This window comes from Burkholderia pyrrocinia (assembly GCF_022809715.1).
Classification (GTDB): domain Bacteria; phylum Pseudomonadota; class Gammaproteobacteria; order Burkholderiales; family Burkholderiaceae; genus Burkholderia; species Burkholderia pyrrocinia_C.
In genome coordinates, this window is record NZ_CP094460.1 from 1,889,784 (window position 1) to 1,916,698 (window position 26,915).

General features: G+C 67.2%; 25 protein-coding genes and 3 pseudogenes. 11 read left to right on the forward strand and 17 right to left on the reverse strand.

Annotated elements, in window-relative coordinates; genetic code table 11:
• Positions 1-11: 11 nt before the first annotated feature.
• The 3 genes from MRS60_RS25320 (at position 12) to MRS60_RS25330 (ending at position 2,439) form a co-directional block, all read left to right on the forward strand.
• A complete protein-coding gene (locus MRS60_RS25320) occupies positions 12-1,100 on the forward strand; it encodes a FecCD family ABC transporter permease (protein WP_243565758.1) in 1,089 nt (362 codons plus the stop codon).
• Positions 1,101-1,119: 19 nt separating this feature from the next.
• Positions 1,120-1,950, forward strand: a complete 831-nt coding sequence (locus tag MRS60_RS25325; RefSeq protein WP_243565759.1) for a heme ABC transporter ATP-binding protein — start codon at positions 1,120-1,122, stop codon at positions 1,948-1,950.
• Positions 1,951-2,055: 105 nt separating this feature from the next.
• The gene (locus MRS60_RS25330) at positions 2,056-2,439 is read left to right on the forward strand and encodes a VOC family protein (RefSeq protein WP_243565760.1); all 384 of its coding nucleotides are present in this window, start codon (positions 2,056-2,058) and stop codon (positions 2,437-2,439) included.
• 21 nt (positions 2,440-2,460) lie between these two features.
• Here the strand turns inward: MRS60_RS25330 and MRS60_RS25335 are convergent, their stop codons facing one another.
• Both MRS60_RS25335 and MRS60_RS25340 read right to left on the reverse strand, forming a co-directional pair.
• Positions 2,461-3,072, reverse strand: a complete 612-nt coding sequence (locus MRS60_RS25335; protein WP_243565761.1) for a trimeric intracellular cation channel family protein — start codon at positions 3,070-3,072, stop codon at positions 2,461-2,463.
• Between the two features lie 8 nt (positions 3,073-3,080).
• Positions 3,081-5,198 (reverse strand): penicillin-binding protein 1A, encoded by a 2,118-nt coding sequence (locus tag MRS60_RS25340; protein WP_243565762.1) that lies wholly within the window; start codon positions 5,196-5,198, stop codon positions 3,081-3,083.
• A 237-nt stretch (positions 5,199-5,435) separates the two neighbouring features.
• On the opposite strand from MRS60_RS25340, the pseudogene MRS60_RS25345 reads away from it, so the two are divergent.
• Positions 5,436-6,196: pseudogene (locus MRS60_RS25345) on the forward strand (aminoglycoside phosphotransferase family protein).
• A 293-nt stretch (positions 6,197-6,489) separates the two neighbouring features.
• Positions 6,490-7,059 carry an AidA/PixA family protein gene (locus MRS60_RS25350; RefSeq protein ID WP_243565763.1) on the forward strand — a complete coding sequence of 190 codons (570 nt, stop codon included), beginning with the start codon at positions 6,490-6,492 and terminating at the stop codon, positions 7,057-7,059.
• Positions 7,060-7,645: 586 nt separating this feature from the next.
• Here the strand turns inward: MRS60_RS25350 and MRS60_RS25360 are convergent.
• The 5 genes from MRS60_RS25360 to MRS60_RS25380 form a co-directional block, all read right to left on the reverse strand.
• On the reverse strand, positions 7,646-8,482 hold the full coding sequence (locus tag MRS60_RS25360) for a bifunctional allantoicase/(S)-ureidoglycine aminohydrolase (RefSeq protein ID WP_243565764.1): 837 nt from the start codon (positions 8,480-8,482) through the stop codon (positions 7,646-7,648).
• Between the two features lie 877 nt (positions 8,483-9,359).
• Positions 9,360-9,815 carry a hypothetical protein gene (locus tag MRS60_RS25365; protein WP_034181694.1) on the reverse strand — a complete coding sequence of 152 codons (456 nt, stop codon included), beginning with the start codon at positions 9,813-9,815 and terminating at the stop codon, positions 9,360-9,362.
• A 379-nt stretch (positions 9,816-10,194) separates the two neighbouring features.
• Positions 10,195-10,854, reverse strand: coding sequence for a methyltransferase family protein (locus tag MRS60_RS25370; RefSeq protein WP_243565765.1), 660 nt, complete (start codon positions 10,852-10,854; stop codon positions 10,195-10,197).
• A 150-nt stretch (positions 10,855-11,004) separates the two neighbouring features.
• Complete coding sequence (locus MRS60_RS25375; RefSeq protein WP_162836114.1) at positions 11,005-11,169, reverse strand: hypothetical protein; 165 nt, start codon at positions 11,167-11,169, stop codon at positions 11,005-11,007.
• Positions 11,170-11,427: 258 nt separating this feature from the next.
• Positions 11,428-11,847: an HIT family protein gene (locus MRS60_RS25380; protein ID WP_034181692.1), complete on the reverse strand. Its 420-nt coding sequence runs from the start codon at positions 11,845-11,847 to the stop codon at positions 11,428-11,430.
• A 285-nt stretch (positions 11,848-12,132) separates the two neighbouring features.
• On the opposite strand from MRS60_RS25380, the gene MRS60_RS25385 reads away from it, so the two are divergent.
• Together MRS60_RS25385 and MRS60_RS25390 are read left to right on the forward strand one after the other, a co-directional pair.
• The gene (locus MRS60_RS25385) at positions 12,133-13,314 is read left to right on the forward strand and encodes a hypothetical protein (RefSeq protein ID WP_175749573.1); all 1,182 of its coding nucleotides are present in this window, start codon (positions 12,133-12,135) and stop codon (positions 13,312-13,314) included.
• A 191-nt stretch (positions 13,315-13,505) separates the two neighbouring features.
• Positions 13,506-14,906, forward strand: coding sequence for a serine hydrolase domain-containing protein (locus tag MRS60_RS25390; protein ID WP_243565766.1), 1,401 nt, complete (start codon positions 13,506-13,508; stop codon positions 14,904-14,906).
• 91 nt (positions 14,907-14,997) lie between these two features.
• On the opposite strand, the gene MRS60_RS25395 is transcribed toward MRS60_RS25390, so the two are convergent.
• From MRS60_RS25395 to MRS60_RS25420, 6 genes and pseudogenes are all read right to left on the reverse strand, one after another.
• Positions 14,998-15,621 (reverse strand): glutathione S-transferase family protein, encoded by a 624-nt coding sequence (locus MRS60_RS25395; protein ID WP_034181690.1) that lies wholly within the window; start codon positions 15,619-15,621, stop codon positions 14,998-15,000.
• A gap of 72 nt (positions 15,622-15,693) precedes the next feature.
• Entirely contained in the window at positions 15,694-17,193 is a 1,500-nt protein-coding gene (locus MRS60_RS25400; protein ID WP_243565767.1) for a TIGR01777 family oxidoreductase, read from the reverse strand.
• Positions 17,190-17,675: pseudogene (locus MRS60_RS25405) on the reverse strand (DUF393 domain-containing protein); the annotation flags it as partial. The pseudogene MRS60_RS25405 and the gene MRS60_RS25400, both read right to left, overlap by 4 nt.
• An 81-nt stretch (positions 17,676-17,756) precedes the next feature.
• On the reverse strand, positions 17,757-18,227 hold the full coding sequence (locus tag MRS60_RS25410; RefSeq protein ID WP_243565768.1) for a DUF2269 family protein: 471 nt from the start codon (positions 18,225-18,227) through the stop codon (positions 17,757-17,759).
• On the reverse strand, positions 18,224-19,543 hold the full coding sequence (locus MRS60_RS25415) for an SDR family oxidoreductase (protein ID WP_034181827.1): 1,320 nt from the start codon (positions 19,541-19,543) through the stop codon (positions 18,224-18,226). Before MRS60_RS25415 ends, MRS60_RS25410 begins: the two co-directional genes overlap by 4 nt.
• A gap of 88 nt (positions 19,544-19,631) precedes the next feature.
• On the reverse strand, positions 19,632-20,165 hold the full coding sequence (locus tag MRS60_RS25420; RefSeq protein ID WP_034181686.1) for a GbsR/MarR family transcriptional regulator: 534 nt from the start codon (positions 20,163-20,165) through the stop codon (positions 19,632-19,634).
• 160 nt (positions 20,166-20,325) lie between these two features.
• Between MRS60_RS25420 and fabV the strand changes: the two genes are divergently transcribed.
• Positions 20,326-21,528: an enoyl-ACP reductase FabV gene (fabV, locus tag MRS60_RS25425; protein ID WP_243565769.1), complete on the forward strand. Its 1,203-nt coding sequence runs from the start codon at positions 20,326-20,328 to the stop codon at positions 21,526-21,528.
• Positions 21,529-21,574: 46 nt separating this feature from the next.
• Here the strand turns inward: fabV and MRS60_RS25430 are convergent, their stop codons facing one another.
• Positions 21,575-22,279 (reverse strand): SDR family oxidoreductase, encoded by a 705-nt coding sequence (locus MRS60_RS25430; protein WP_034181684.1) that lies wholly within the window; start codon positions 22,277-22,279, stop codon positions 21,575-21,577.
• A 340-nt stretch (positions 22,280-22,619) separates the two neighbouring features.
• Here MRS60_RS25430 and MRS60_RS25435 point away from each other — a divergent pair, with 340 nt between their 5' ends.
• Positions 22,620-23,204 (forward strand): TetR/AcrR family transcriptional regulator, encoded by a 585-nt coding sequence (locus MRS60_RS25435; RefSeq protein WP_243565770.1) that lies wholly within the window; start codon positions 22,620-22,622, stop codon positions 23,202-23,204.
• 18 nt (positions 23,205-23,222) lie between these two features.
• On the opposite strand, the gene MRS60_RS25440 is transcribed toward MRS60_RS25435, so the two are convergent.
• The 3 genes from MRS60_RS25440 to MRS60_RS25450 form a co-directional block, all read right to left on the reverse strand.
• Complete coding sequence (locus MRS60_RS25440; protein ID WP_243565771.1) at positions 23,223-23,801, reverse strand: hypothetical protein; 579 nt, start codon at positions 23,799-23,801, stop codon at positions 23,223-23,225.
• Positions 23,802-24,074: 273 nt separating this feature from the next.
• Positions 24,075-24,860 carry a YhfC family intramembrane metalloprotease gene (locus tag MRS60_RS25445; protein WP_243565772.1) on the reverse strand — a complete coding sequence of 262 codons (786 nt, stop codon included), beginning with the start codon at positions 24,858-24,860 and terminating at the stop codon, positions 24,075-24,077.
• Positions 24,861-24,894: 34 nt separating this feature from the next.
• Positions 24,895-25,425: a GNAT family N-acetyltransferase gene (locus MRS60_RS25450; RefSeq protein WP_243565773.1), complete on the reverse strand. Its 531-nt coding sequence runs from the start codon at positions 25,423-25,425 to the stop codon at positions 24,895-24,897.
• 193 nt (positions 25,426-25,618) lie between these two features.
• On the opposite strand from MRS60_RS25450, the pseudogene MRS60_RS25455 reads away from it, so the two are divergent.
• Positions 25,619-25,768: pseudogene (locus MRS60_RS25455) on the forward strand (ArsR/SmtB family transcription factor); the annotation flags it as partial.
• Between the two features lie 88 nt (positions 25,769-25,856).
• Positions 25,857-26,909, forward strand: coding sequence for an RNA-guided endonuclease InsQ/TnpB family protein (locus MRS60_RS25460; RefSeq protein ID WP_243565774.1), 1,053 nt, complete (start codon positions 25,857-25,859; stop codon positions 26,907-26,909).
• Positions 26,910-26,915 lie beyond the last annotated feature (6 nt).

Sequence of the window (26,915 nt, forward strand, 5' to 3'; positions counted from 1 at the left end):
GGACCGCCCCGATGCCCGCTCACGGTTCGACTTTCCCTGCACCGTCGCCCGCGTCGCGCTCCGGTGCCGCGCGCATCGGCACGTCGCGCCGCTTCGCGCCGTTCGCGCTGGCCGCGCTCGCGTGCCTCGTGTGCGCGATGTCCGTCGTCGCGCTGTGCGTCGGCGCGTACCGCATTCCGCTCGCGGAGGCGTGGGCCGCGCTGACCGGCGATGCAGCCGCGCAGCAGGCACGCGCGGTACTGCTCGACATCCGCGCACCGCGTGTCGCGCTCGCGCTGCTGGTCGGCGGCGGCTTCGGCGCGACCGGCGCCGCGATGCAGGCGCTGTTCCGCAATCCGCTCGCGGATCCGGGGCTCGTCGGCGTGTCGAGCGGCGCCGCACTCGGCGCGACGACGACGATCGTACTCGGCCCCGCCCTCTTTGCCGCGCACGTGAGCGCCGCCGCCTTGCCCGTCGCGGCCTTCGCAGGCGCGCTCGCGGTCGCGGCGCTCGTCTACCGGCTCGCCGCATCGCGCGGCCGGCTCGCACTGCCGCTGCTGCTGCTCGCCGGCATCGCGATCAACGCGCTGGTCGGCGCGGCGATCGGATTGCTCACGTTCGTCGCCGACGACGCGCAGCTGCGCTCGCTGACCTTCTGGAGCCTTGGCAGCCTCGGCGGCGCGCAATGGTCCGCGCTGGCGGCCGTCGCGCCGTGCGTCGCCATCGGCTGCGTGCTGCTCGTACGGGAACGCAATGCATTGAACGCACTGCAGCTCGGCGAAACCGAGGCGCTGCATCTCGGCGTGCCCGTGCAGCGGCTGAAGCGGCGCGTGCTCGTCGCGGTCGCGCTCGCGGTCGGCGCGCTCGTGTCGTGCGCGGGCATCATCGGCTTCATCGGGCTCGTCGCGCCGCATTGCGTGCGACTCGCGTGCGGCCCCGACCAGCGCGTCGTGCTGCCCGGCGCCGCGCTGCTCGGCGCGCTGCTGACGCTCGCCGCCGATCTCGCCGCGCGCACGGTCGCCGCGCCCGCCGAAATCCCGCTCGGCGTGCTGACCGCGCTGCTCGGCGCGCCGTTCTTCCTCGCGCTGCTGTGGAAAAGCCGCGGCGCGCTCGGCGGGTAACTATCCCATCACGACGACCATGCTGACCGCCCACCATCTCGACGTCGCCCGCCGACACAACGCCATCCTTCGCGACCTGTCGCTGTCGATCGAGCCCGGCCGCGTGACCGCGCTGCTCGGTCGCAACGGCGCGGGCAAGAGCACGCTGCTGAAGACCTTCGCGGGCGAACTGACCGGCAGCGTCGCACCGAACGGCGTGCGCGTGACGGGCGACATCACGCTGAACGGCGAAGCGCTCGCGCGTATCGACGCGCCAAGGCTCGCGTGCCTGCGCGCGGTGCTGCCGCAGGCTGCGCAGCCGGCCTTCCCGTTCAGCGTCGACGAAATCGTGCTGCTCGGCCGCTATCCGCATGCGCGGCGCAGCGGCGCGCGGCACGTGATCGCGCACCGCGATCGCGACATCGCGTGGCGCGCGCTCGAACGCGCGGGTGCCGAAGCGCTCGTCGGTCGCGATGTCACGACGCTGTCGGGCGGCGAACTCGCACGCGTGCAGTTCGCGCGCGTGCTCGCGCAGCTGTGGCCGGACGACGACGGTGCGGCAAACGGCCCGCGCTACCTGCTGCTCGACGAGCCGACCGCCGCGCTCGATCTCGCGCATCAGCACCGCTTGCTCGATACCGTGCGCGCGGTCGCACGCGAATGGCGGCTCGGCGTGCTCGCGATCGTGCACGACCCGAACCTCGCCGCGCGACACGCGGATACGATCGCGATGCTCGCCGACGGTACGATCGTCGCGCACGGCATGCCGCGCGACGTGATGACGCCCGCCCATATCGCGCAGTGCTACGGATTCGCCGTGAAGATGGTGGAAACCGGCGACGGTACGCCGCCGGTGATGGTGCCTGCGTAGCGTAGGCAAATACTGCACGGTCGTTGCGTCGCTCGATGTCCTACGCTGCCTTCAACTGCGACGTTTACCCAACATCATTCGCGCATCCCCTTCGAGGAGCCTCTCGTGCCGCTTCCAATGACCCGCATCATCCTGTACGTCCGCGACGTCGCGTTGCTGAAGGCGTTCTACCAGCGGTATTTCGACCTGCCCGTCATCGAGGAAATCGACGGTGAATGGGTCGTGCTCGACGCGGGCGCAATCGAACTGGCGCTGCATCTGGCGGGCCCGGCGTTTCGCCAGGCAGTCTCGTCCGTCCATGCGAATGCCGATGCAAGCACCGTGAAGCTCGTCTTCTCGATCGATGCCGATATCGACGCGCACCGCGACCGGCTCGCCCGCGATGGCGTGACCGTGCGCGATCTCAAGCGCTACGACGGCTTCGCGTACCGGATGTATGACGGCCTCGATCCGGAGAGCAACGTCTTTCAGGTGATGCAGCCGGACTGAATGCCTGCGCGCGAGCCGCGCTCAACGCTCGACATCCGTCGCGCCGAAGGTCCGCATCTTCCACCCGAGCCGCACCGCGAGCATTCGCATCGAGAATCCGGCCGCCAGCGCGATCACCGTCGCGAAGCCCGCATCGATGCCGAGATGCTGGATCCCGACATACAGCGTGCCCGTGACGAACGCGACGCTCGCGTACAGCTCCTCGCGCAGGATCAGCGGCATCTCGTTGCACAGCAGGTCGCGCAGCATCCCGCCGCACACGCCGGTGATCGCGCCGGCCAGCACGACGATGATCGGCGCCGTGCCGGTCGACGCGCCGATGTCGCAGCCGATGATCGTGAACGCCGCGAGGCCGATCGCGTCGACGGTGACGAACAGCGTCTTCATCCGCGCGACATGCCGGGCAACCCACGACGCGACGGTCGCCGCGACGAGCGTGATCACGAGGTATTCGGGATGCGCGATCCAGCCGAGCGGATAGTGGCCGAGCAACACGTCGCGCACGGTGCCGCCGCCGAGCGCCGTCACCGCGCCGACGAGCGCGAGCCCGAAGCGGTCCATCCCGCGCCGCATGCCCATCAGCGCACCCGACATCGCTTCCGCGACGATCGCAATCAGATAGAGGATATGCATCGCGCGCGTCAGTCGTCGGTCCGGAACAAGTCGAGCACGCGTTCGCGCTCGGCCGCATCGACCGCGGCGGGCATCGGCTCGTCGGGCTTGCCGCTGTCGGCAGGCGCGTCCGACGCGCCCTGCACCGCCGCGCCGCCGCAGGCGAAGCGGCTGCGGATATACGACGGCACGTCGGCCGTGCACGTGCCGCGCGTGTATTCGGCGTAGACGAAGTCGCCATCGACGAGCGCGACGTCCTGCGGCGGCGAAGCGTCGACCGGCGTACGCCCGTCGACGGCCGTCTTCATGTAGTCGAGCCAGACCGGCAGCGCCAGCGTCGCGCCGGTCGCACGCCCCATCGGGCGCGGCGTGTCGTAGCCGAGCCACGCGACCGCGACGATGCCCGACGAGTAGCCGGCAAACCACACGTCCTTCGATCCGTTCGACGTGCCCGTCTTGCCGGCCGCGTCGTCGCGGTGCAGCGCCAGCGCGCCGCGCGCGGTGCCGGCCCGCACGACGTCGCGCAGCATGCTGTCCATCACGAACGCGTTGCGCGCCGACACGACACGCTCGCCTGCCGGCGCGGTCGCCTCGTACATCGCGCCGCCGTGACGCTGCTTCACCGACAGGATCAGGCGCGGCTCCATCCGCGTCCCGCCGTTCGCGAACACGCCGTACGCGCTCGCGAGTTCGAGCGGCGTCACCGCGCCCGCGCCGAGCGCGAGCGGCAGCGACGCCGGATTGCGCTGCGCGTCGAAGCCGAAGTGCACCGCGTGCTGCTGTACGTAACGCGCGTCGGTGGCCTGCATCAGGCTGACCGCGACCAGGTTCTTCGAGCGCACGAGCCCGCGCCGCACCGGGATGAAGCCCTCGTAGCGATTGCCGAAATTGCGCGGACGCCACGGTCGCGCGCCGGTTTCCTCATGGGTAAGCGTGCGCTGCGTATCGTCGACGAGCACGCCGGGAAAGTAGCCCTTCTCCAGCGCCGCCGAATAGACGAACGGCTTGAAGCTCGAGCCAGGCTGGCGATATGCCTGCAGCGCATGGTCGAACACGTTGCGATTGAAATCCGCGCCGCCGACGAGCGCGAGCATGTCGCCGGTGGCCGCATCGAGCGATACGAGCGCGCCTTCGAGCCCGTTGCGCGCATCGCGCTTCGCGCGTGGCTGCCGGCTCAGCGTGCGCTCGAGCGATGCTTCGGCCGCGCGCTGGTCGCGCATCGACACCGTCGTCGTCACGTCGAGGCCCAGCGTATAGGCATCGTCGTGAAAGCGCTCGACCATCATGCGGCGCGCGCGCTCGGCAACGTACGGCGCGGCGACGATCCCGGGCGGCGGCGTGGTCGCGAGCGCGATCGGCGCGTCGACGGCCGCGCGGTACGTCGCGTCGTCGAGCTGGCCGAGCGCATGCATCCGGCCGAGCACATAGTTGCGCCGCGCGGTCGCGCGCGCCGGATTGACGACCGGGTTGAACGCGGACGGCGCCTTCGGCAGCCCCGCGAGCACGGCCGCCTCGCCCGCGCTCAGCGCATCGAGCGGCTTGCCGAAATACACGTTCGCGGCCGCCGCGAAACCGTACGCGCGCTCGCCCAGGTAGATCTCGTTCATGTACAGCTCGAGCAGCTTGTCCTTGCTGTACTCGCGTTCGAGCTTGGCCGCCATCAGGATCTCGGCGAGCTTGCGGCTCAGCACCTTGTCGCGCGTCAGGTAGAAGTTGCGCGCGACCTGCATCGTGATCGTGCTGCCGCCCTGCCCGGGCTGCCCCGTCACGACGTTCGCGAACGTCGCGCGCGCGAGGCCGCCGACATCGACCGCGCCGTGCTGGTAGAACTTCGCGTCCTCGGCCGCGAGTAGCGCCTGCCGCATCAGCGGCGGGATACGTTCGAGCGGCACGAACTCGCGCCGCTCGATGCCGTATTCGGCCAGCAAATCGCCGTCGCGCGAGAAAATCCGCAGCGGCAGCGCGGGACGATAGACGGCCAGATGCTCGACGGACGGCAACTGCGTCCAGATGCGCTGGATGGTCCATGCGCCGATGCCCGCGCACGCGAGCGTCAGGCCGAGCAGCGCGCCCGCGAGCGTGCGCCACACGCGTCGGCGGCGCGGCGGCGCGGATTGCGGCGGAGGGGAAGCGGTGTGTTCGGTCATGTCGGGCTCCTTCTTCGATGCCGCGACGGCCGGTGCGCGACAGGCGCCTGCCGATCGCAGAAGGCGCGCATTGTCGAAGGGATGGCGCGAAACCGGAACATTCTTTAGCCAAAGTTTGGCAGGCTGAATTTTATTTAGGAAAGCGCGCCGGGCCCGTTCGCGCAACGCATGCGGCCTGCGGCGCACCGTCGGACCAACCGTGCGGCATGCGGTCCGGTTCGCCTGTACCATCGCGTGATGTTCGATCGATACCTCGGCCTGTGGGGCCTCGTTCCCGACGGCGGCCCGATCCTGACCGCGAGCGGCGGCCTGCTGCCCGTTCTCTGGCACGCGCGGCCGGCGATGCTGAAGGTCGCCACGTGCGACGAAGAGCGTCGCGGCAACGCGCTGATGACCTGGTGGAACGGGCAAGGCACCGCGCAGGTGTGGCAGCACGACAGCGACGCGATCCTGCTCGAACGCGCGCAGCCGGCACCGTCGCTGGCCGGCTTTTCGGCTTCGGGTCATGACGACGACGCGATGCGCATCGTGCGCCGGAGCCGCCGGCGGTCGTGCCGCTGCACGACTGGTTCCATGCACTGCTGTCGGATGCCGCGGCCAACGACGTGCTGCGCCGATCGGCCGCAACGGCGCGCGCGCTGCTGTCAGCGCAGCCCGTCGACGAAGTCGTCCTGCACGGCGACATCCATCACGGCAACATCCTGCATTTCGGCGCACGCGGCTGGCTCGCGATCGACCCGAAGGGGCTGCGCGGCGATCGCGCGTTCGACTACGCGAACCTGTTCTGCAATCCCGCGCACGACATCGCGGTCGACCCGATGCGCTTCGAGCAACGCGTCGCATGCGTGGCCGACGCCGCGCAGCTCGACCGCCGCCGGCTGCTGCAGTGGATTCTCGCGTGGGCGGGCCTGTCGGCCGTATGGCTGATGGAAGACGGCCTGCCGCCCGATACGCGGCTGCAGGTCGCGGCGCTGGCCGCGACCGCGCTCGGCCTGTAGCGAGCACGACGCCGGCCGCACCGTCCATGAAAAAAGGTTCTTCGCGGATTTCCGTGGATGTCGCTGTCCGCCCCACTGCTGCGAATCGCGCGGAATCTGCTAGTGGGCAATACTCCTCTATCGGCCACATCGGACTGTAATCGAGTGTAATCGATTCGCGCGCCAATTCCGCCTACGCTGCTAGAACTCTTTGGAAAGATTCGAATTCTTCGATCGAGAAGATTTTAAATCCAGAAGAGAAATGGGTGCTGCAAGCACCTTTGCTTTGACACAAATTTACTTCGGAGAAAACCATGGGACATCGCGAAATTCTCGCTGGCGCACCCGCAACAATCGAAATTGTTGCATTGTTTGACGTCGAGTTAATTCTGCACGATTATCCAATAAAGAATAACAATACTCCTCAGGCCGCCACGTGGATCAAACACGGGCCAGAATCAGTAAAATATGCGTATCTGGTTGCTCCTGAGGAGTATGTGGAGCCCAAAACAAACGCGACACCGGATCTCACGATTTATGGCCTTACCGGCGATACCGTCCGTTGGCGCGGTCTCTCCTTCAGTGGAAACATCAACCATGCGGGAGCCCTAGTTGCGATCAAACCTAATGGGATCCTACATGTCCTTCATTTTAAGGACTCTCCGTTTGATGTCCCGGGGTCTTATTTGGGTTACAACATTGACAAAGGTGAACCTTACGATATTAAGCAGTTTTTGGATAACCGTATCGATTCTTCTGTTATTGGCACTGGAACAGATAATTATATTGTAGTGTTTGCGTTAATGGAGGTTGATCGCAGAACTGGAAATATCGGCAAGATTGGATATTATCAGTGGGACCCGAAAGTTACCTGCCACGCTTGAACCGGAATCCAATTGACGTTAGGGGCGGCGATATCTCTCCGGCAGTCGCTGAACATGAAGCCGCCCCAATTTCGAGTCGATAAGGTTCCTTGCAATGCCGTTCCGCAAGATTGCGCGCGCGTTCACGAAAATGCTCGGGACGTGGCGCGGAAGCTATCGGCACACCGGAGTTCAAACAATAGCGCCGCGAGCGAAAGAAGGTCGAGATGCTGTTCGCGCATCTGAAGCTCGATCGCTGAGGCCACGAGAGCTGAGCGGAGTGCAGGACGAATTCCTGTTGGCAACAACTGCGCAAAACCTGCGACGAATGGCTAAACGGTTGGCGCCGCTCGGCAACGAGATGATTGCGATGGCGGTGTAGCCATGCGATGAGAGGCGAAAGCTTCTTCGAAGTCAGGCGCATCGATTCAACCGAACCTCATCGCAAGTGCAAGTGAGTTATGGACGTCGTCCGAGCCGAGTATTCCAACGGAATCGGCCGATCGCCGACAGTCTGCCTCGCGTTCCCCGGTAATCCGCGATGAACCTGAAAAAAGCCCGCCGGCATGCACCGGCGGGCTTTCCCATTCGACTACTGGCGCGGCGCTTAGCGCGCGAGATTCAGCGTCAGGTTCATGTGACGGTTCACATCCTTGTACAGCAGGTAGCGGAAGCGGCCAGGGCCGCCCGAATAGCATGCCTGCGGGCAGAACGCGCGCAGCCACATGAAGTCGCCCGCTTCCACCTCGACCCAGTCCTGGTTCAGGCGATAGACGGCCTTGCCTTCGAGCACGTACAGGCCGTGCTCCATCACGTGCGTTTCAGCAAACGGAATCACGCCGCCCGGCTCGAACGTCACGATGTTCACGTGCATGTCGTGGCGCATGTCGCTCATGTCGACGAAGCGCGTCGTCACCCACGCGCCGTTGGTGCCCGGCATCGGGATCGGTTCGACGTCCTGCTCGTTGGTCACGAAGGCTTCGGGGAGCGGGATGCCGTCGACGGCCTGGTAATGCTTGCGGACCCAGTGGAAGCGCACCGCGGCATCGCTGACGTTGTGCAGCGTCCAGTCCGCGCCCGGCGGAATGAACGCGTAGCCGCCCGGCTTCAGCACGTGCTTCGAGCCCTGCAGCGTCAGCTCGGCCTCGCCTTCGACGACGAACAGCACGGCTTCGGCGTTCTTGTCCTGCTCCGGCTTGTCGCTGCCGCCGCCCGGGTTCACTTCGACGATGTACTGCGAGAAGGTTTCGGCGAAACCCGACAGCGGGCGGGCGATCACCCACAGGCGCGTGTTCGTCCAGAACGGCAGCCAGCTCGTGACGATGTCGCGCATCACCCCCTTCGGGATCACCGCGTACGCTTCGGTGAACATCGCGCGATCGGTCAGCAGATCGGTCTGCGGCGGGTGGCCGCCGTGCGGCGCGTAATACGTTGTCTTAGACATATGCATCCAGGCAATGGGTTGGTCCGGCCCCGGGCGCAAACGGCGTCGGGCGGCACGCATGCGCGTGGGGCGCGCTTGCGGCGGCGGGACATCGTTGCCGGGGTGGCTTGAAAGCGCACGCGCCTTCGTTCGGTCGGCCAGGCTTCGCGACGGATCCGTCCGGTTGATCGGACGCGGCGACCGATGCCGGTGGGTCCGGCGGCCGGGCCGCGGCGCTCGCGATCATGCGGCGAGGCGAGACGCGGCGGATGGCTCGGTTCGATTCCGTACGCGGGCATCGCTGACGATAGCGAAGCCGAGCGCGATCGACCAATTAAATGTTGCGATGCTATCCATTCGATTTCCCACTACCCGCCGGTGCGTGCGATGCGCGGTGAGCGGTGTAGCGCGACGGGCCGCGTATCAGGGAAATCCTCACGGTCGGGGGTGACGCGAACGATTGCCCGGACGTTGGGGATGCGACGCATCCGATCGCGGCAACACTGGTTGCACGCGCGGGCCGCGATACATCTGGTTACGCAGATCGAGGATGGTCAATGCACGCGTGGCCGCGAAGCACTCCGCCCCGGTCGCGAACCATCGTCAGGCTGGAACCGGCAGACGTGTCGAACGGAATCTGCGTAATGGCGTTCGCCGATCTTGCGCCGGCGCATTCAGGCGCGGCAGGCTATGTAGTCGGGAAGCGGGGGAATACGGCGAGGAGAGAAATTGCCGGCCCGTCGATCGGGCGTATGGCAGCGGCTGATGGAGCCGGAAAGGGTCGCCGGGCTAGCCGGCGATTGCGGCCCGGCAGGCCGCCGGGCCGATTCTCGCGTCGGGTGCCGACGCCGTCGGCGCGAAGGTGCGCAGATCGCGCACCGTGCCGCGCCAGCGGCGATCAGTCCCAGTCGCGGTGGTGATGATGCTTGTGGCGACGATAGCCGCGATCGCCGCGATAACCGCGATCGCCGTAATCGCGTTCGTACGAGCTGCGCGACATGTTGCCGCCGAGCGCCGCGCCCGCACCGCCGCCGACCGCCGCGCCCAGCAGGCCGCCGGTGCGGCCGCCCATCGCGTTGCCTGCCGCGGTACCTGCGCCGCCGCCGAGTGCGCCGCCGATGATCGCGCCGGTGCGCTCGCGACGGTTCGACGTCACCGCGCCACCCGCGCCGCCGCCGATGGCGCCGCCGATTACCGAGCCGGTGCTGCCGCCGACCGCGCCGCCGACCGCTGCGCCGGCAACCCCGCCGAGCGCGCCGCCAAGCGCGTTGTTCAAGTCACCGGCCAGTGCCGGCAGTGCAGTCGTGCCGGTCAGCGCGGCGACGACGAGAGCGGGGGCGATTTTCTTCCACATTCCCGTATTCTTCCTTGTTCGCAATCTGGTTATCGAAGGTCCGCTCGGTACGACGATCTGAATCGATCGATGTCGGTTCAGGCATTGTGCCGAACCCCGGACCAATTCATTTCATTGAGCTTGCGGCGAAGAATAGCATCGGTCCCACACCCCTGCCGTGGACATTCTGGTAACAAGTTGTTTACGAATAACGGACGTCGAACGCTCTTCCCGAAATCGCCTGAAACCCTTGCCGGCATTGACTTCCGCGAGGGTCCGGCCCTGTGGAACGGCAGGCTGGCCACGTGCAACGTCGCACGTTCGAGACACACGTGGCAACACATCGGGCACGTGTCGTGAGCGCGCGCCGAAACGATGGTCAGGGGAATGGGATGAGGGGTCAGTACACGCCGGGCAGCAGCCGCCAGGTCCGCGCGCAATATGCGTCGTATTCGGCGCCGAATTGCGAACGCAGCAGCGCTTCCTCGGAGCGGATGCGCGCGACGAGCGGCACCGTCATCAGCGCGACCAGCAGCACGCCGACGCCCGAGCGGAACGCGAGCGCCCAGCCGACCGAATTGACGAGCAGGCCGAGATAGCTCGGATTGCGGATGCGGCGATAGATGCCGTCGGTCATGAGCGTATGGCCCGGCTGGATCGCGACGAGCCCGCTGAAGCGCTTGCCGAGCACGAACACGGGCCAGATGCGCAGCGCACCGCCCGCGATGTACAGCGCGACGCCGAACCATCGCACCGCATCGCCGCCGAAGGTCCAGACGTCGAGCCGGTCGGTCAGTGCGGGCAGATACGCGAGCAGGAAGCCGCTCACCGCGAATGCCGCAAGCACCCAGCGGTTGTCGCGGTTCTCGCGCTCGCCGGCGCTCAGGTTGCCTTCGGTGAACATCACGACGACGGCCATCGCGAGTGTCGCGACGACGATGACGATCAGCGGCGGATGCGAGAAAAAGGCGGCGAACCCGCCGAAACCGAGCACGGCGAGCCCGAGATAGACGAGCGTGGCTACGCCCGACAGGACAACGGCCTTGCGTGTGATGGACATGGCTGCCTCACAGGATGCACTTTCCTGTGAAGTATAGGAACCGCGCGCACGATGCGCAGCGTGCCGTCGTCATGCGGCGCGCGAATCCGCGCGAATCTTCCGGCGAAGCGCAACGAACCGGTGCGGGCAAGGCCCGCGCCGGGTACCCGATCAGCGGATGCGGAAGTTGCCGCCGATCCCGACGCTGACGGGCGGCGCGTAATACGCCGGCGCGTAGCCGTAGTAGGCAGGCGCGGGCGCGTAACCGTACGGCGGCGCGACGTAGCAGCCGGACAGGCCGCCGATCAGGGCAAGCGTGATGAGAAGTCTGGACATGGCTCGATTCCCGGCGCGAAAGACGAATGACACCTTGCGAAGACCATGCCGCCGCGAGGGGCGGCGGCCGGCACGAAGAGGCGATCCGCTCTTCCTGTCGCTCGATGAAGTAATGCGCGGAGTCTAGCGCCGGGCTTGCCGAGCCGAGTTTCGCCGGCGGTTACACGTGTTACTTCGCGTGACCGCCGAAACAGGCGATGGCGGCGCGGCGGCCGGCCGATTCTCAGCCGCCGTGCCGCGCCGCGTGCCGTCGATCCGTTACACGAAACGCGCGCGAATGCGCTGCGCGATCGATTCGAGCGTCGCCGCGTCGGCGATGTCGCGTGCGTGCATCCGCAACTCGGCACCTTCCCAGCGCGGGATCACGTGGAAGTGCACGTGCGGGACCGTCTGGCCCGCCGCCGCGCCGTTGAACTGGCCGATGAACACGCCGTCCGGCTCGAGCGCCGCGCGCACGGCTGCCGCGACGCGCTGCGTCATGCGGATGCCGGCCGCGGCCGCGTCGCCGGACAGCTCGAAGATCTGCGCAGCCGGCTCCTTCGGGATCACGAGCACGTGGCCGTCGGCCTGCGGCATCAGATCCATGATCGCGAGGGTCGCGTCGTCTTCCGCGACCTTCACGCACGGCAGTTCGCCGCGCAGGATCCTGGCGAACGGGTTGTTGTTGTCGTAGGACATGGCGTTTTCCGATAACGGTTGAAGTGGGTGAGCGTTCGATGCCGGACGATTATCGGCCTTCGGCGCGCAGGATTTCAACTTGTCAGGCCGTGTCGCCATTGCAGCGAACAATCGATGCCGGCGCGCATGCAACGTGCACAGCCGGTTGGAATAAGCAGCCGTCGCCATCCGTTTATTTCGAGCGCGGGTTCGCGCGGCAAGATCGCGAACCCGTGCCGGACACCCGTCGGCTGCGCTGGCCGGCAGCCGGGATGACTGCTCGCGTTCATCAACCGGAGTCATGCCATGGACCCTCTCCCCTCCTGTCGTTCCCCCGCCCCGCCCGTCTTCGCCGCGCACCCGCCGGCATACGCGCGCGCCTCGCACGCGCTGGCGCGCACGTTATGCCGTGCGGCTTGCGCCGCCGGGCTGGCCGCCTTGTCGTCGACGTTCGCGTGGGCCGGCGGCAACGACATCATCCTGCCGCCTTCGTCGGTCACCGCATCGACCGTGCCCGCCAACGGCGATCTCAATCCGTACGGCATCGCGTTCGTGCCACGCGGCGTGCCGACCTGGAGCCCGCTGAAACCGGGTGACGTCGTCGTGTCGAACTTCAACGCGGCGTCGAACCTGCAAGGCACCGGCACGACGATCGTGAAGCTGTCGCCCGGCAATACGCCGGCGACGTTCTTCCAGGGCCGCAATCTCGGCCTGACGACTGCGCTCGCGGTGCTGCGCAGCGGCTTCGTGCTGGTCGGCAACGTGCCGACACCGGACGGCAAGACCGTGGCCGCGCCGGGCTCGCTGCTCGTCATCAATCCGGCGGGCAATCTCGTCACGCAACTGGTCAGCGCCACGCTGCTCGACGGGCCGTGGGACATGACCGTGATCGATCGCGGCCAGCGCGTGACCGCGTTCGTGTCGAACGTACTGAACGGCACGGTCGCACGGATCGAACTGGCGATCGGCAACGACGGCGTCACGATGCTGCCGGGTTCGCGCATCATCGCGTCGGGCTACGTGAACCGGACCGATCCGAATGCACTCGTCGTCGGCCCGACCGGCCTTGCGTACGACCCGAACATCGACGTCCTGTATGTCGCGTCCACCGGCGACAACGCGGTGTTCGCGATCCAGAACGCCGCGTCGACGAATCGCAACGGCGGCGTCGGACGAATGATCTACTTCGACACGAAGCACCTGCACGGCCCGCTCGCGCTGGCGCTCGCGCCGAACGGCCATCTCGTGACCGCGAACGGCGACGCGGTCAATCCGGACCCGCTGCAACCGAGCGAGATCGTCGAATTCACGGTGGACGGGCGCTTCGTCGCGCAGATGCAGGTCGATATCGTGCCGGGCGCGGCATTCGGCCTTGCATTCGGGCGAGGCAGCAAAGGCCAGCCGCAATTCGCGGCTGTCGACGACAACACGAATACCGCGACGGTCTGGACACTGCGTTTGGACAACGACAACAACAACGCGCAATGACGCACCACGTGGACGGGCCGCATGCGGCCCGTCCATATGCGCGATCGACACATACGATTCACACACGCCGGGCAACCTCCGCCCGACCGACGCCACCCGGCGTCGCAAGCACCCGCGATTGCCACCGCTTGCCCGAACCTGCGACACTGCCGGTTCATCGCCCGCCTGCAGACAACCGAGGACGCTCGCGCATGACGACACCCATCAAGACGTTGATCCGACGGGGCGCGGCCCTCGTGCTGCTGGCCGCGGTCGGCTATGCCGGATACATGCTGTCGCGGCTTGCGCCGATCGCGACCGGCTATGCCGCCAAGGCGCTGTGCTCCGGCGTGTTCGTGTCGGGCCGCCCGGCCGCGTCCGTGATCGACGTCGACATCATGGCCGGCGTGCATCCGCTGCTGAAACTGGTGCGTCCGTCGCTCGATCCCGACCATCATCGTACGATGGCGACCTTCGCCGGCTTCGCCGGGCGCGAAGCCGACTTCCGGCCCGGGCTCGGCTGCACGCTCGCGCTCGGGCCGTCGTCTGCCACATTGCCGGCCGCGTTGCCCGTTCTCCCCGACCCGCCGCCCGCGCAGCCCGCACCCGCCGCGCCGCCCGCCGGCATCGACGCGCACAAGCTGCAGACCGCGCTCGACCGCGCATTCGACGAACCCGATCCGGCGCGGCCGCGGCGCACGCGCGCGGTCGTCGTGATGTGGCGCGGCCAGGTGATCGCCGAACGTTATGCGCCCGGCTTCACGGCCGACACGCCGCTGCCCGGCTGGTCGATGACGAAGACCGTGACGGCCGCGCTGGTCGGCATGCTCGTCGCACAGCACAAGCTGTCGCCCGACGCGTCGGCGCTGCTGCCCGAATGGCGCGCCAGCGGCGACCCGCGCGCGGCCATCACGCTCGACGAACTGCTGCGGATGACGAGCGGCCTGCAATTCAACGAGGACTACGACGACCCGCTGTCCGACGTCGCCGTGATGCTGTTCACGCAGCCCGATACCGCTCGGTTCGCGTCGGCGAAGCCGCTCGCCGCGACACCCGGCACGCAGTGGTACTACTCGAGCGGCACGAGCGCGATCATCGCGCGCGTGATGCGCGAAGCGATGGGCGGCAGCGACGATGACTACCTCGCGTTTCCGCGCCGCGCGCTGTTCGCGCCGCTCGGGATGCGCAGCGCGGTGTTCGAGCCCGATGCGTCCGGCACGCTCGGCAGCTCGTCGTACATGTATGCGAGCGCGCGCGACTGGGCGCGCTTCGGGCAACTTCTGCTGCAGGACGGCGAGTGGAACGGGCAGCGGCTGCTGCCGGCGGGCTGGGTGCGCTACCTGACGCGCGCGACGCCGCAGTCGCCGCGCCGGGAATTCGGCGCGCATCTGTGGGTCAAGGTGCCGGAGCCGTTCAACGATCTCGATCCGCATGCGAACGCGATGCCGGCCGACGCGTTTCATGCGGTCGGCCATGAAGGCCAGTTCGTCAGCGTGGTGCCGAGCCGTCAGCTGGTGGTCGTGCGGCTCGGGCTGTCGCGGCCGGAATCCGCGTGGAACCACGACGCGTTTCTCGCGCGCGTGCTCGACGCGGTGCCGGCGCCCGGCGCGTGACGCCAGGCCTGCGAGCCCGCTGGCCCATGCACGCCGGCGATGACGCGGCGGCGATTGCAACGCCGCCGCGCCGCGCGCTACCTGCGATGCGTCACGGATTCGCGCTGCCGGCGTAGGTCTTGAAGCCTTCGCGCGTCGCGAGACGCTCGATATAGCGCGACACCGCCGGGAAATCCGGATGCTCGAACGGCGTGCCGAACCAGCGGTTCACCGACAGGCCGATCGGAATGTCCGCGAGCGTGAAGGTGCCGCCGGCCACGAACGCGCCGGTCGATTCGAGCTGCGCGTTCAGCACGCGCATGTGCTTCGTCCAGCCCGCGATCGACTGCGCGATGGCGTCCGGGTCCTGATGATCGGGCGATTTCCGCACGAGGCCGAGGAACGCGCCCACCCACGAACGGTTCAGGTCCGCGCCCTGCCAGTCGATCCATTGATCGACCCGCGCGCGCGCCTGCGGCTCGGCCGGATAGAGCGCGTCGCCGCCATAGCGGTTCGCGAGGTAGCGGATGATCGTGTTCGATTCCCAGAGCACGAAATCGTCGTCCTTGATGACGGGCACGAGCGCATTCGGATTCAGCGCGAGATAGTCCGGATCGTTGGTCGTGCGAAAGCCCGCACCCCAGTCTTCCTGTTCGAACGGCAGGTTCAGCTCGGTGCACAGCCACAGCACCTTGCGGACGTTGATGGACGGGATCTTGCCGAGGATGTGCAGCATGCAGTCTCCTTGTGAGGTCGGATGCGGAGCGTTCGGGACGCACGACACGTCCCGAACGCGGTCACGTCGAATTTATACACGACGTTGCGGAAAACAACAGGCCGGGCCCGCGAAATCGGCGTGCGGCCGGTTCGTCAGGTCGCGCAGCGCGTGCTCCGCCGTCGGGAACCGGAACATGAAGCCGTCCTGATGCAGCCGCGCCGGCATCACCCGCTGCCCGTCCAGCAGCAGCTCGGCCATCTCGCCCATCGCGCAGCGCAGCGGCGCGGCCGGCACGTGCAGCCATGCGGGGCGGCGCAGCACCTTCGTCACGACCTGCACGAACTCGCGCTGGGTCAATGCCCCGGGCGCCACCGCGTTGTAGACGCCGTGCATGCCCGCGTTCGACATCGCGCGCGCGACGATCCGCAGTACGTCGTCCCGGTGAATCCAGCTCATGACCTGCGCGCCGTCGCCGAAGCGTCCGCCCATCGCGAAGTAATGCGGCAGCAGCATCGGGCGCAACGCGCCGCCGGGGCCGAACACGACGCCCAGCCGCAGCACCACCGCGCGTACCCCATGGCGCTCGAGCGGCTGCGCGGACAACTCCCACTGCCGGCACAGCTCGGACATGAAGCCGGTGCCGGCGCTGCTGCGCTCGTCGAGCCGCTCGTCGGCCGGCCGCACGCCGTAGTAGCCGATCGCGGATGCCTGGATCCATGTGCGCGGCTTGACCTCGGCGGTCTCGACCCAGCGCATCAGCGACTGCGTGACGCCGACGCGGCTGGCGAGCAGCAGCGCCTGCCGACGCTTGCTCCAGCGTGCGCCCAACACCGGCGCCCCCGCGAGATTGACGACCGTGTCGAAGCGCTCGTGCGGCTGCAACTGTTCGACGGACGTCACGCTGCGCACGCGGCCCTGGAACTGGTAGGCCGCGCGCAGCGGATCGCGCGCCAGCAACGTGACCGTATGCCCCGCATCGAGCAGTTGGTTCACGAGGGTTTCGCCGATAAAGCCGGTCCCGCCGGTGACGAGCACGTTGCCGGGCGGCTGTCCCGCGAACGGATTGGCGACCGGAGCGTGTCGCGCGATCCGGCACGCGGCAATCCCGTCACGGATACCCGATACCGTCACGCCGACGGCGAACAGGCTGAGCAGCCAGCCGCGCCAGCCGAGATCGAGCGCGTGCAGCGCGGTCGCTTCGTGCGCCCAGACGGCCAGTTGCATCGCGATCATCCCGAACAGCGCGCCGCCGTTGACGGCCAGCAGCGTGTGCAGCACGCGCTCGGTCGCCGGCAGCTTGCGACTTTGGTCCTCGACGACGAAATCCCACAACGTCAGCACCACTTCGACGAGCACCACCGCCGCGATCGCCGCGACCCAGGCGCCGTGAAACGCGACGTTCGCGATCGATGCGAACACGAGGCCGTAGAGCACGGAACGCACCGCATGAATCGCCAGCTCGAGCCGCGCGCGCGGGCTGTGCGGCAGGTCCTGCGTGAGTTCGTGGTGATAAAGCGTATCGAATGCGCCCATCGCGCCCTGCACGATCAGCAGGTTCAGCGCCCAGTCGAAGGCAGGCAAGGTGTTCATGCGGTATCCCTCGTCAACAGCCAGACAAGCGGCGGAATCATCGCGACGAGTGCGGCCGCGTCGATCGCCACGTGGCCCCATACACGGGCCTGCAATGAAAACAGCATGTCCTGCGGCGCCCAGATCAACACGCCGGCCAGCAGCCATCCCCACGTTTCCCGCCTGCGCAACCGGTTGCCGAGGTGGACGAGCGCGAGCATCCAGACCGACGCGCACTGCACCGTCGCGCCGATCAGCGACATCCACCATATCTGCTGCGCACGCGCCGGTTCCGGTGCCGCACCGGCCCAGAAATGCAGCTCGATGCCGCGGTGATACGCATCGACAAACGGTGCGCCGGCAAGCCATGGAACGGCCATGCCGACGAGCAGGTGAACGATCGCCGCGGCATACATCCAGCGCACGACGATACGGCGCGCGTTGTCGGACGCAGGGCGAGGTGCGACGCGTCCTGCAACGTCGCCGATGGTCGGCCCCCCTTCCCTGATGCTCATGATCTGTACTCCTTCCTTTACCGAAAACATCATGAATCGATCGGTCCACTGTTTTCAGACACGACGCACTTACGCCGGCTTGAGCACCATCAGGAAGTAGACGGACAACATCGCGAAGAACGCCGGATAGCCGAGCAGCTCCCAGCGCTTCGCATAGCGCCAGTAGCGCTCCGGCAACGCGGCGTCGCCGTTCACGTAAGCGAGCTTCGCCATCGCGGCGAGTTCGACTTGCAGCCACACGACCGGCAGCCAGCACGCGCCGGCGATCGCATACAGCACGATCGACGCGACGAGCCACGGCGTATGCCATGGCCAGCCGGCCGTATGCGCGAGCCACAGCCCGGACGCCGGCTGGAAGATCACGGCCGGTGTCGTGAACCACCAGTCCGCGCGCACCACGAGCCGCGACACGGCCGCGATCGCGGGCACCGAGCGCGTGCGGTTCGCGAAGAACAGATAAAACGCGGTGCCGAACCCCGTGCCGACCAGCAGCACCGAGGACAGGATATGCAGCGCCTTGACGACGAGATAGGTATTCATGCGTGTTCTTCTTCTGAAAACAGGATCAACAGGATCGCGAGAATCGGCACGTTCTTGAGCACGGGGCCGAACGGTTCGGCCAGCAGGCCCGGCATCGTGACCGCGATGACGGCCGAATACGCGACGATCAGCACGGCTTGTGCAACCCACAGGCGGCGCGACGGCGCGGCGACGGTCGCGATGCCGAACGCGAAATCCAGCGCGCTTGCCGCATAGAGCGCGACCAGCGCAGGCAGCCCCGTCAGGTGCGCATGCGCAAGCAACGCGAGGCTCGCGTGCAGCGGATGAATGAACGCGCTTGCGATGGCCGTCCAGATCCACACGATCGCGAGTGCACCCAGCAGCAACGGGCGCCGCCACATCGCGAGCGCGTCGTTCCGCAGCGCGGCCGCGTCCGCGCCGATGAAACCGCCGATGCCGCGCGGCGGCCGGCCGAGCACGGCAGTCGCGGCCGCCGGATCGCCGGTGTTTCCGCCGCGCAGCATCGTCCACGTGTCGCGCGTCAACATCGCGCCCGGCAGCATGCCGAGCAGCGCGGCCGCCGCGCCGACCAGCGGGCCCGGCAGCGTCACGCCCGCGGCCGGCGGAAACCCCAGCGCGGCGCGGTAGCGGGCCAGCATCTCGCGGTATTCGACTTCGTCGTTGCCGACCACGTCGATCACCTGGTTGCCGGCCGCCGGCGAATCAAACGACTGCGCCACCAGCCGCGCGACGAGTTCGGCGAGATCGTCGACATGCACGGGGCGCAGCCGCTGATGGCCGCCCGCCGGCAATACATGCACGGGCAGGCTCGCGAGCATCCGGAAAAACCGCGCCGACGTACCGGCCGCGCCGTAGACCAGCGCGGGACGCACGATCCGGGAGTCGATCGGCAGCGTCTGCAGGAAGCGGTCGGCTGCGTGCTTGCTCGCGAAGTACCGCGTATCGCCGCGCTCGACACCGAGCGCCGAGATCTGGATCACGCGCCGCACGCGCGCACGGCAGCACGCTGTGAAAAGCGCGCACGGCGCGGCGCAATGCACGGCGTCGAGCGTCGCGCCGCGTCGATCGGCGAGGATGCCGACCGCATTGATCACCACGTCGACGCCCTCCAGCCGCGCCAGCCACGCGTCGGGATCGACGTCCTTCGCGAAGTCGATCCCGACGTCGCGCGGGCCGGCCGCATCGCGCACGCCGCGCAGCACGCGATGGCCGCCGGCTTCGAGCTGCGCGCACAGTGCCCGCCCGATGAAGCCGTTCGCGCCGCAAACGAGGACGGTCATGCTGCGTTCCCCGGTGCGGTCGCTCTGGCAGGTAGACGGCAAGACTGCGTTCATTTCCATCCTATCTTTACAGTTATTTCTGTATAGACAGAAATAACAACCCCGAAAAAAGCGGGCTGCCTGCCCGCACTTCCGCTACCGCTTACTTCGGCGACTTGCGCCTGACCGTCTGGCTGATCTTCGCGCCGATGCCGAGCGCCTTCATCAGCGTATCGGGCTTGAGCCGCAGCATCTCGTCCGACCAGGTCGTCAGCGTCTCGACGAACTGCAGCGTGTCGCGGATGCGCTGTTCGGTCTCGCGGCTCTCGTTGGCGATCTCCGGGCTCGTCAGGCAATCGCGCAGCACCGTGAGCGTCGGCTCGATCTCGCGCTGCCGCCGCCCTTCGACGATCAGCTTGAACAGTTCCCAGATGTCGGTCGACGTCTCGAAATGGTCGCGGCGGTCGCCCAGCACGTGCACGACCTTCGCGAGCCGCCACGCCTGAAGCTCCTTCAGGCTCGTGCTGACGTTGGAGCGCGCGACGTTGAGCGTCTCGGCGATCTCGTCGGCCGCGACCGGCCGGCCGGCCAGGTAGAGCAGCGCGTGAATCTGCGAGACGGTTCGGTTGACGCCCCACCGCGAGCCCATTTCGCCCCAGTGGAGAATGAATCGTTCGGCAATCGGTGTGAGTTCCATGTCGGGAAATTTATTCATTTCAGTTATTTCTGTCAAGAGAGAAATAACCGGATGATCCGGCACCTTCCGGCCGCGTGCGCCCGCGATCGGCCGCTTCCTTTACAATGCGCGGGATTTTTCCGATTTCAGGCCGTTTCCGCCTTTCTGACAAGAGGTTCCAATGATCATCAAACCGCGCGTGCGTGGCTTCATCTGCGTGACGACTCATCCCGTCGGCTGCGAAGCCAACGTCAAGGAACAGATCGACTACGTGACTTCGCACGGCCCGATCGCCAACGGCCCGAAGAAGGTGCTCGTGATCGGCGCGTCGACCGGCTACGGCCTCGCCGCCCGGATCTCGGCCGCATTCGGCTCGGGCGCGGACACGCTCGGCGTGTTCTTCGAGCGTGCCGGCAGCGAATCGAAGCCCGGCACGGCCGGCTGGTACAACAGCGCCGCGTTCGAGAAATTCGCCGCCGAAAAGGGGCTCTATGCGCGCAGCATCAACGGCGACGCATTCTCGGACAAGGTCAAGCAGGTCACGATCGACACCATCAAGCAGGATCTCGGCAAGGTCGATCTCGTCGTCTACAGCCTCGCGGCGCCGCGCCGCACGCACCCGAAGACGGGCGAAACGATCAGCTCGACGCTCAAGCCGATCGGCAAGTCGGTGTCGTTCCGCGGGATCAACACCGACAAGGAAGTGATCCAGGAGACCGTGCTCGAGGCCGCCACGCAGGAAGAGATCGACGGCACCGTCGCCGTGATGGGCGGCGAGGACTGGCAGATGTGGATCGACGCGCTGGATGAAGCCGGCGTGCTGGCCGACGGCGCGAAGACGACCGCGTTCACGTATCTCGGCGAGCAGATCACGCACGACATCTACTGGAACGGCTCGATCGGCGAAGCGAAGAAGGATCTCGACAAGAAGGTGCTGTCGATCCGCGACAAGCTGGCCGCGCACGGCGGCGATGCACGCGTGTCGGTGCTGAAGGCCGTCGTCACGCAGGCCAGCTCGGCGATCCCGATGATGCCGCTGTACCTGTCGCTGCTGTTCAAGGTGATGAAGGAAACCGGCACGCACGAAGGCTGCATCGAGCAGGTGTACGGGCTCCTCAAGGACAGCCTGTACGGCACGACGCCGCACGTCGACGAAGAAGGCCGCCTGCGCGCGGACTACAAGGAACTCGATCCGCAGGTGCAGGCGAAGGTCGTCGCGCTGTGGGACCGGGTGACGAACGAGAACCTGTACGAGCTGACCGACTTCGCCGGCTACAAGACCGACTTCCTGCGGCTGTTCGGCTTCGAGATCGCCGGCGTCGACTACGACGCGGACGTGAACCCGGACGTGAAGATCCCGGGCATCATTGACACGACGGTCTGACGGCCGGACCCGCCGCGCGGGCGGCGGGTCGAACTTCCCGGCGGCATCAACGCGGCGCCGGTTCTTCCAGATAGACGCCCGACGACAGCGTGGCCTTCACCTGCCGCGTGAACTCGTCGGTCGACACTTCCTCCGCACCCGCTTCGATCGCGTCGTAGGCCTGGCGCACGACGTCGTCCGGCGTGGCCTTCGGCACGTCGAGGCCGCGCGTCAGGTCGGTGTCGATGAAGCCGGCATGCAGCCCGACGACCTGCGTGTGCTGCTCGCGCAGCGAATGGCGCAGCCCGTTGGTCAGCGCCCACGCGGCCGATTTCGACACGCCGTAGCCCGACAGGATCGGCCGGTTCACCCAACTCGCGACCGACAGGATGTTCAGGATCGCGCCGCCGCCATGGCCGGCGAGGGTTTCAGCAAACGCCCGCGACATCGCCAGCATCCCGAACACGTTGGTTTCGAAGTGATCGCGCAGCGCGTCGGGCGCGCCGTCGTCCGTCAGGCTGCCGAGCCGCGCAATGCCTGCGTTGTTGATCAGCAGCGTGACGTCGCGCGCCGCGTCGGCCGCCGCGGCGACGGCCGCCGGATCGGTCACGTCGAGCTTCACGGGCACGACGCCCGGCAGCGTCACGGTGGCCGGATCACGCGCCGCCGCATAGACCTTCCGCGCGCCTCTCGCGAGCGCCTGCTTCGCAAACTCGAGCCCGAGCCCGCGGTTTGCACCTGTCACGAAAACGACTGCACCTTCGATCTTCATGATCGTTCCTTTCACATGATGAATCGCCTGCGCGCCGGCTCGTCGCGCGCGTGAGATCCGGTGGAAAACGAGGCTGCCATTGCGTACCGAATCGCTGCGCCGCCGGAGGCAGACGGCGAGCCGTCCGCTGCCCGTCACCCTGCGGCGCCAAAGACCTCGACCAACTTCCATCCGCGTTCCGGCCGTGGCTTCGCACTGCCCGCCAAGTCGGCTACACTCGATATCAATGTCGATCACCATTGTCTTTGCGGTGCATTGTGTTCGTGCCGCCCGGGCATGTCAATTGTGATCGCCATTGTGTTTTTCAATCGACGCGATCAGCAGAATCGGGGAGGGATCGATGGGCGTGTCAAGACAGCAGGCTGCCGAGAACCGGAGCGCGATCGTCGCGGCCGCCGAGCGGCTGTTCCGCGTACGCGGCGTCGACGCCGTGGGGCTGACGGAGCTGATGAAGGAAGCCGGCTTCACGCAGGGCGGCTTCTACAACCACTTCAAGTCGAAGGATGCGCTGGTTGCCGAGGTGATGGAAAAGGCGATGCAGGACCGTGAAGATTCGCCGAACGCCGGCAATCTCGCCGCGCAGGTGGCGTCGTATCTGTCGGCGGCGCATCGCGACAATGTCGAGGCCGGGTGCCCGCTGTCCGGCTTCGCGGGCGACGCGCCGCGACTGACCGAGGCGGCGCGCGCGTGCTACGCGCACGGCCTCGCCGCGTATCTCGACCGGCTTGAACGGATGGTGGCCACCGAAGGCGCAACGCCGGAGCAGACGCGTCGCGACGCGCTCGCGGTCTTCAGCCAGATGGTCGGGGCGCTCGTGCTGTCGCGTGCGATCGCCGGCACCGATCCCGTGCTGGCCGACGAGATTCTCGACGCGGCACGGGATACGCTCATCGATGGACGTGCCGGTCCGGCCGTGCCGGCGTAACGAAACGCGCTTCCTGCGCTATTCGACCGCCCGCGCGGCATCCCACAGCGGCTGCCCGCCCAGCGCCGCATGCCACGCATCGAAACGCGTGCGCCACGATTCGAACGGCTCCGTCAGCGGATGGCGCGGATCTTCGCTGAGCGAATACGCCATCCCTTCGATCAGCCAGCGCGGCTTGGTCGCGACGGCCAGATTGCCGAGCACTTCGGCCTGGCGGTGATGGATCAGCTCGTGCACGAGAAAGTAGGTCTGCCAGCCGCGCGGCGCCACGGCCACGCCGAAATTGCCGAGCGTCAGCGCCGCGCGCTGGCCGAGGCCGAATGCGTCGGCGCACGCGCGCGTCGAACAGAACACGACGCGCGGCGCGGCGCGGAACCCGCCGACGGCCGCCGCCGCGCGCGCATAGCCGTCGCGATAGAGCTGCTGTGCGTCGCCGAGCTTCGCTGCATCGTCCGTGCAGATGTCGGCGCGTGGGCAGGACACGCCGGGGATCAGCGCGGGCGCGACGATGCGCAACGGCTTGACGAGCGCGTACGCGGCAATCGGCAGTGCGACGAGCAGGCCCGTGAGGGCGAAAGCGACATGCGAGCGTTTCATCGAGGCGGCGGTTCCGTGGCGTTTTGTTGGAGTTCTACTTGCGTGAATATATCGGACCGGCATGGTTGCCGACCCTGTTTTTCTTTCTGACCGGCTTCAGGCACCGCCCTGCTCTCGACTCTCAGCGCGACCGGGGACACGCCCCGGCGCTCGCCGGCATCGCCATCGTCACGGCTGGCATGACCTTGAGCCTCGCCAGCCGGCGGCGAACCGGGGACGGGCCCACGATCCGGCGACCGAACCACGCCGCACGGCCGAAACGGGCGACGCGCGTCACGCGGCGTGGCCGGTGCGCGCGTCGCTGGCGCCTTTCTCCCACCGGCTCCAGCGAATGGCCCGCCACAGGATCGCGGCGCTGCACGCGAACAGGAGCGCCTCGACCAGCACGGTATCGACATGCCCGTACCGCGTCAGCAGCACGGCGACGAGGTCGAACATGAAATGGATCGCGATCGCATACGCGAGCCAGCGCTTCGCGCCGCGTACGAATGCCTGCAGCACGATCAGCGACAGCCCGACATGCGCGGCCAGCGCACTCGTGCGTTCGAGCAGCGCGAGAAACGGCGACGCGAGCGTCATGCCCGCGAACTGCGACCCGATCAGCGACTGCACGCCCTCAGGCACGACGACGCCCGCGTGCGCGAGCAGGTAGCCCGTGCCGAGCGCGAGAAACCCGACGCCGACCAGCAGCATCGCCTCCAGCCCGCCGTGCCCGAGCCCGAGCATCACGGCCGTCTGTGCGTCGCGCCGCTTCGGCAGCAGATACCGGAACGCGACCCAGCGCCCGAATTCCTCGAAAAGCCCGGCAGTCAGCGCCGCGAACACCAGCATCGGCACATGCCAGCGCGGGTCGTGAGCGAGCCAGCGGTACAGCGGAACCTGCCACGACATGCGCAGCACCGGCTGGAACACGAAGAAGGTCAGCATGCCGTAGAAAAACACGCGCAACGGTACCTGCGTGCGACGTCGCCACGCGACCGCGAACAACACAGGCGCAAGCAACGCGACGACACCGGCCGCGAGCGCGACGAACAGGAGAGCCGGTGCGACGGGATGCATGGCGGATGCCGATGAGCGGCGCCAACGCGCACCGCTACGCGAGCTGCTTGTGGAAAAACGTCGTCGCGCAGAGCGCGCCGTCGGGCATCAGCGCATAGTTCGGCACGACGCCGACGCCCAGCCAGCCGGCCCGCTCGTACAGCCGCTCGGCGTCGCCGCCCGTCACGGTGTCGAGCACGAGCACGGTCTTGCCGGCGTCGCGCGCGGCCGCGTCGGCCGCCGCCATCAGCCGCGCGGCGACGCCCTGCCGGCGCGCGTGCCGCGACACCAGCATCTTCGCGATATCCGCGCGATGCGGCTGGTTCTCGGGCTGCGCGGTCACGACCTGCACGGTGCCGACGATCCGGCCTTCGGCGTCCTCGGCGACCAGCAGGATGCGTTCACCGTTCTCCACGCCGTCGGCCACGCGCGTCCAGAATGCGACGGCGGTCGGCCGCTCGATCGGCAACATGAAGCTGACGGACGCGCCGCCCTCGACGCAATCGATCAGCACGTCGGCCAGCGCATCGACGCAGGCCCTCGCATCGCTCGCGCCGACGCGGCGGACGGTAACAGGTTCGGTCATGCCATCTCCGGTGGTCAGGCGTGCCGCACCGCGTGAGCGCGGCGTATGCCGGGATCAAAAGGAACACCGGCCGATCGTCGCGGCTCACGCGACGGCGGCAGGCTTTCGGCAACGCGGCGCCCGGTCGGCGCATGTTACCGCCCCATCATCGTACGCGACGAAAATTCCCGCTGCTTCGCCTTTGCTTTGCCGCATGGCAAACTTTCAACCCGGTATCGACGACGTATTCCAAGCACTGGCCGATCCGACACGCTGCGCGATAGTCAGCGCACTCGGCGGCGGCGGGCGCACCATCTCTGAACTGGCAGCGCCGTTCGACACCGCGCTGCCATCGTTCGTCAGGATTTGCTCCGGTAAACCCGGCCATTGATGGTGGGAAAGAAAGGAGTGCTGTTGACAGGCCGCTTCTTCCACGGGTTAGCATCACCGGTATGATTCTTGTCTACCGCTACCGGGTGAAGTCACTCAACGGACTGCTTAACAAACAGAGCCGTGCGGTGAACTACGTCTGGAACTTCTGCAACGACACGCAGAAACACGCGCTCAAGTGGCGCAAGAAGTGGCCGACGGGGTTCGACCTGAACGTGCTGACGACCGGCAGCAGCAAGGAACTCGGCGTCCACTCCGGCACGGTCAACGCAACGTGCGAGCAATACGCGAAGTCGCGCAGCCAGCACCGTCGGCCCTACCTGCGCTATCGCGGCAGGAAATCGCTGGGCTGGGTGCCGCTGAAGGGCCGCGACCTGAAGCGCGAGGGCGACGCATTCCGCTTCGCCGGCTACACCTTCCGCGTGTTCAGCAGTCGCCCGCTGCCCGACGGCAAGATCAAGGACGGCACCAACTTCGCGCAGGATGCGCGCGGCAACTGGTTCCTGAATATCGTGATCGAGATACCCGATGTTCAGGCGCGCCCGATCCGTTCCGGTGTCGGCATCGATCTCGGCCTGAAAGACTTCGTCACACTTTCGACCGGCGAGAAGCTGCTCAACGACCGGTTCGGTCGACGTGCGGTTGAGAAGCTGGCGAAGGCGCAGCGGGCACGCAAGCACAAGCGGCATATCGCGAAGCTGCACGCCAAGGTGGCGAATGCCCGCGCCGATTTCCAGCACAAGCTCGCGCTCGATCTGGTGCGGCGCTTCGACTACATCGCGGTCGGCAATGTGTCGGCCGCCAAGCTCGCCAGAACCAGGATGGCGAAAAGCGTCTACGACGCGTCCTGGTCGTCCTTCCGAAATAGGCTCCGTTACAAAGCGATCGCGCACGGAGCCACGTTCGAGGAAGTCGACGAAAGCGGTTCTACCCAGTCCTGTTCGGCGTGCGGGTCGACAGACAGCACGACGCGGCCGAAAGGTATCGCGGGACTGAGAATAAGGGAGTGGAAGTGCAGCAACTGTGGTGTCGAGCATGATCGCGATATCAACGCTGCATTGAACATTCTCCGATGCGGACGTGCATCGCCAGGTGTGGGAATCCTCCGCCTTTAGACGGAG

What these genes read in the sequence shown, in the direction of transcription:
- MRS60_RS25320 (WP_243565758.1), top strand. Translation starts at nt 12, where the DNA reads ATGCCCGCTCACGGTTCGACTTTCCCTGCACCGTCGCCCGCGTCGCGC.
- MRS60_RS25325 (WP_243565759.1), top strand. Translation starts at nt 1,120, where the DNA reads ATGCTGACCGCCCACCATCTCGACGTCGCCCGCCGACACAACGCCATC.
- MRS60_RS25335 (WP_243565761.1), bottom strand. Translation starts at nt 3,072, where the DNA reads ATGCATATCCTCTATCTGATTGCGATCGTCGCGGAAGCGATGTCGGGT.
- MRS60_RS25340 (WP_243565762.1), bottom strand. Translation starts at nt 5,198, where the DNA reads ATGACCGAACACACCGCTTCCCCTCCGCCGCAATCCGCGCCGCCGCGC.
- MRS60_RS25350 (WP_243565763.1), top strand. Translation starts at nt 6,490, where the DNA reads ATGGGACATCGCGAAATTCTCGCTGGCGCACCCGCAACAATCGAAATT.
- MRS60_RS25360 (WP_243565764.1), bottom strand. Translation starts at nt 8,482, where the DNA reads ATGTCTAAGACAACGTATTACGCGCCGCACGGCGGCCACCCGCCGCAG.
- MRS60_RS25365 (WP_034181694.1), bottom strand. Translation starts at nt 9,815, where the DNA reads ATGTGGAAGAAAATCGCCCCCGCTCTCGTCGTCGCCGCGCTGACCGGC.
- MRS60_RS25370 (WP_243565765.1), bottom strand. Translation starts at nt 10,854, where the DNA reads ATGTCCATCACACGCAAGGCCGTTGTCCTGTCGGGCGTAGCCACGCTC.
- MRS60_RS25375 (WP_162836114.1), bottom strand. Translation starts at nt 11,169, where the DNA reads ATGTCCAGACTTCTCATCACGCTTGCCCTGATCGGCGGCCTGTCCGGC.
- MRS60_RS25380 (WP_034181692.1), bottom strand. Translation starts at nt 11,847, where the DNA reads ATGTCCTACGACAACAACAACCCGTTCGCCAGGATCCTGCGCGGCGAA.
- MRS60_RS25385 (WP_175749573.1), top strand. Translation starts at nt 12,133, where the DNA reads ATGGACCCTCTCCCCTCCTGTCGTTCCCCCGCCCCGCCCGTCTTCGCC.
- MRS60_RS25390 (WP_243565766.1), top strand. Translation starts at nt 13,506, where the DNA reads ATGACGACACCCATCAAGACGTTGATCCGACGGGGCGCGGCCCTCGTG.
- MRS60_RS25395 (WP_034181690.1), bottom strand. Translation starts at nt 15,621, where the DNA reads ATGCTGCACATCCTCGGCAAGATCCCGTCCATCAACGTCCGCAAGGTG.
- MRS60_RS25400 (WP_243565767.1), bottom strand. Translation starts at nt 17,193, where the DNA reads ATGAACACCTTGCCTGCCTTCGACTGGGCGCTGAACCTGCTGATCGTG.
- MRS60_RS25410 (WP_243565768.1), bottom strand. Translation starts at nt 18,227, where the DNA reads ATGAATACCTATCTCGTCGTCAAGGCGCTGCATATCCTGTCCTCGGTG.
- MRS60_RS25415 (WP_034181827.1), bottom strand. Translation starts at nt 19,543, where the DNA reads ATGAACGCAGTCTTGCCGTCTACCTGCCAGAGCGACCGCACCGGGGAA.
- MRS60_RS25420 (WP_034181686.1), bottom strand. Translation starts at nt 20,165, where the DNA reads ATGGAACTCACACCGATTGCCGAACGATTCATTCTCCACTGGGGCGAA.
- fabV (WP_243565769.1), top strand. Translation starts at nt 20,326, where the DNA reads ATGATCATCAAACCGCGCGTGCGTGGCTTCATCTGCGTGACGACTCAT.
- MRS60_RS25430 (WP_034181684.1), bottom strand. Translation starts at nt 22,279, where the DNA reads ATGAAGATCGAAGGTGCAGTCGTTTTCGTGACAGGTGCAAACCGCGGG.
- MRS60_RS25435 (WP_243565770.1), top strand. Translation starts at nt 22,620, where the DNA reads ATGGGCGTGTCAAGACAGCAGGCTGCCGAGAACCGGAGCGCGATCGTC.
- MRS60_RS25440 (WP_243565771.1), bottom strand. Translation starts at nt 23,801, where the DNA reads ATGAAACGCTCGCATGTCGCTTTCGCCCTCACGGGCCTGCTCGTCGCA.
- MRS60_RS25445 (WP_243565772.1), bottom strand. Translation starts at nt 24,860, where the DNA reads ATGCATCCCGTCGCACCGGCTCTCCTGTTCGTCGCGCTCGCGGCCGGT.
- MRS60_RS25450 (WP_243565773.1), bottom strand. Translation starts at nt 25,425, where the DNA reads ATGACCGAACCTGTTACCGTCCGCCGCGTCGGCGCGAGCGATGCGAGG.
- MRS60_RS25460 (WP_243565774.1), top strand. Translation starts at nt 25,857, where the DNA reads ATGATTCTTGTCTACCGCTACCGGGTGAAGTCACTCAACGGACTGCTT.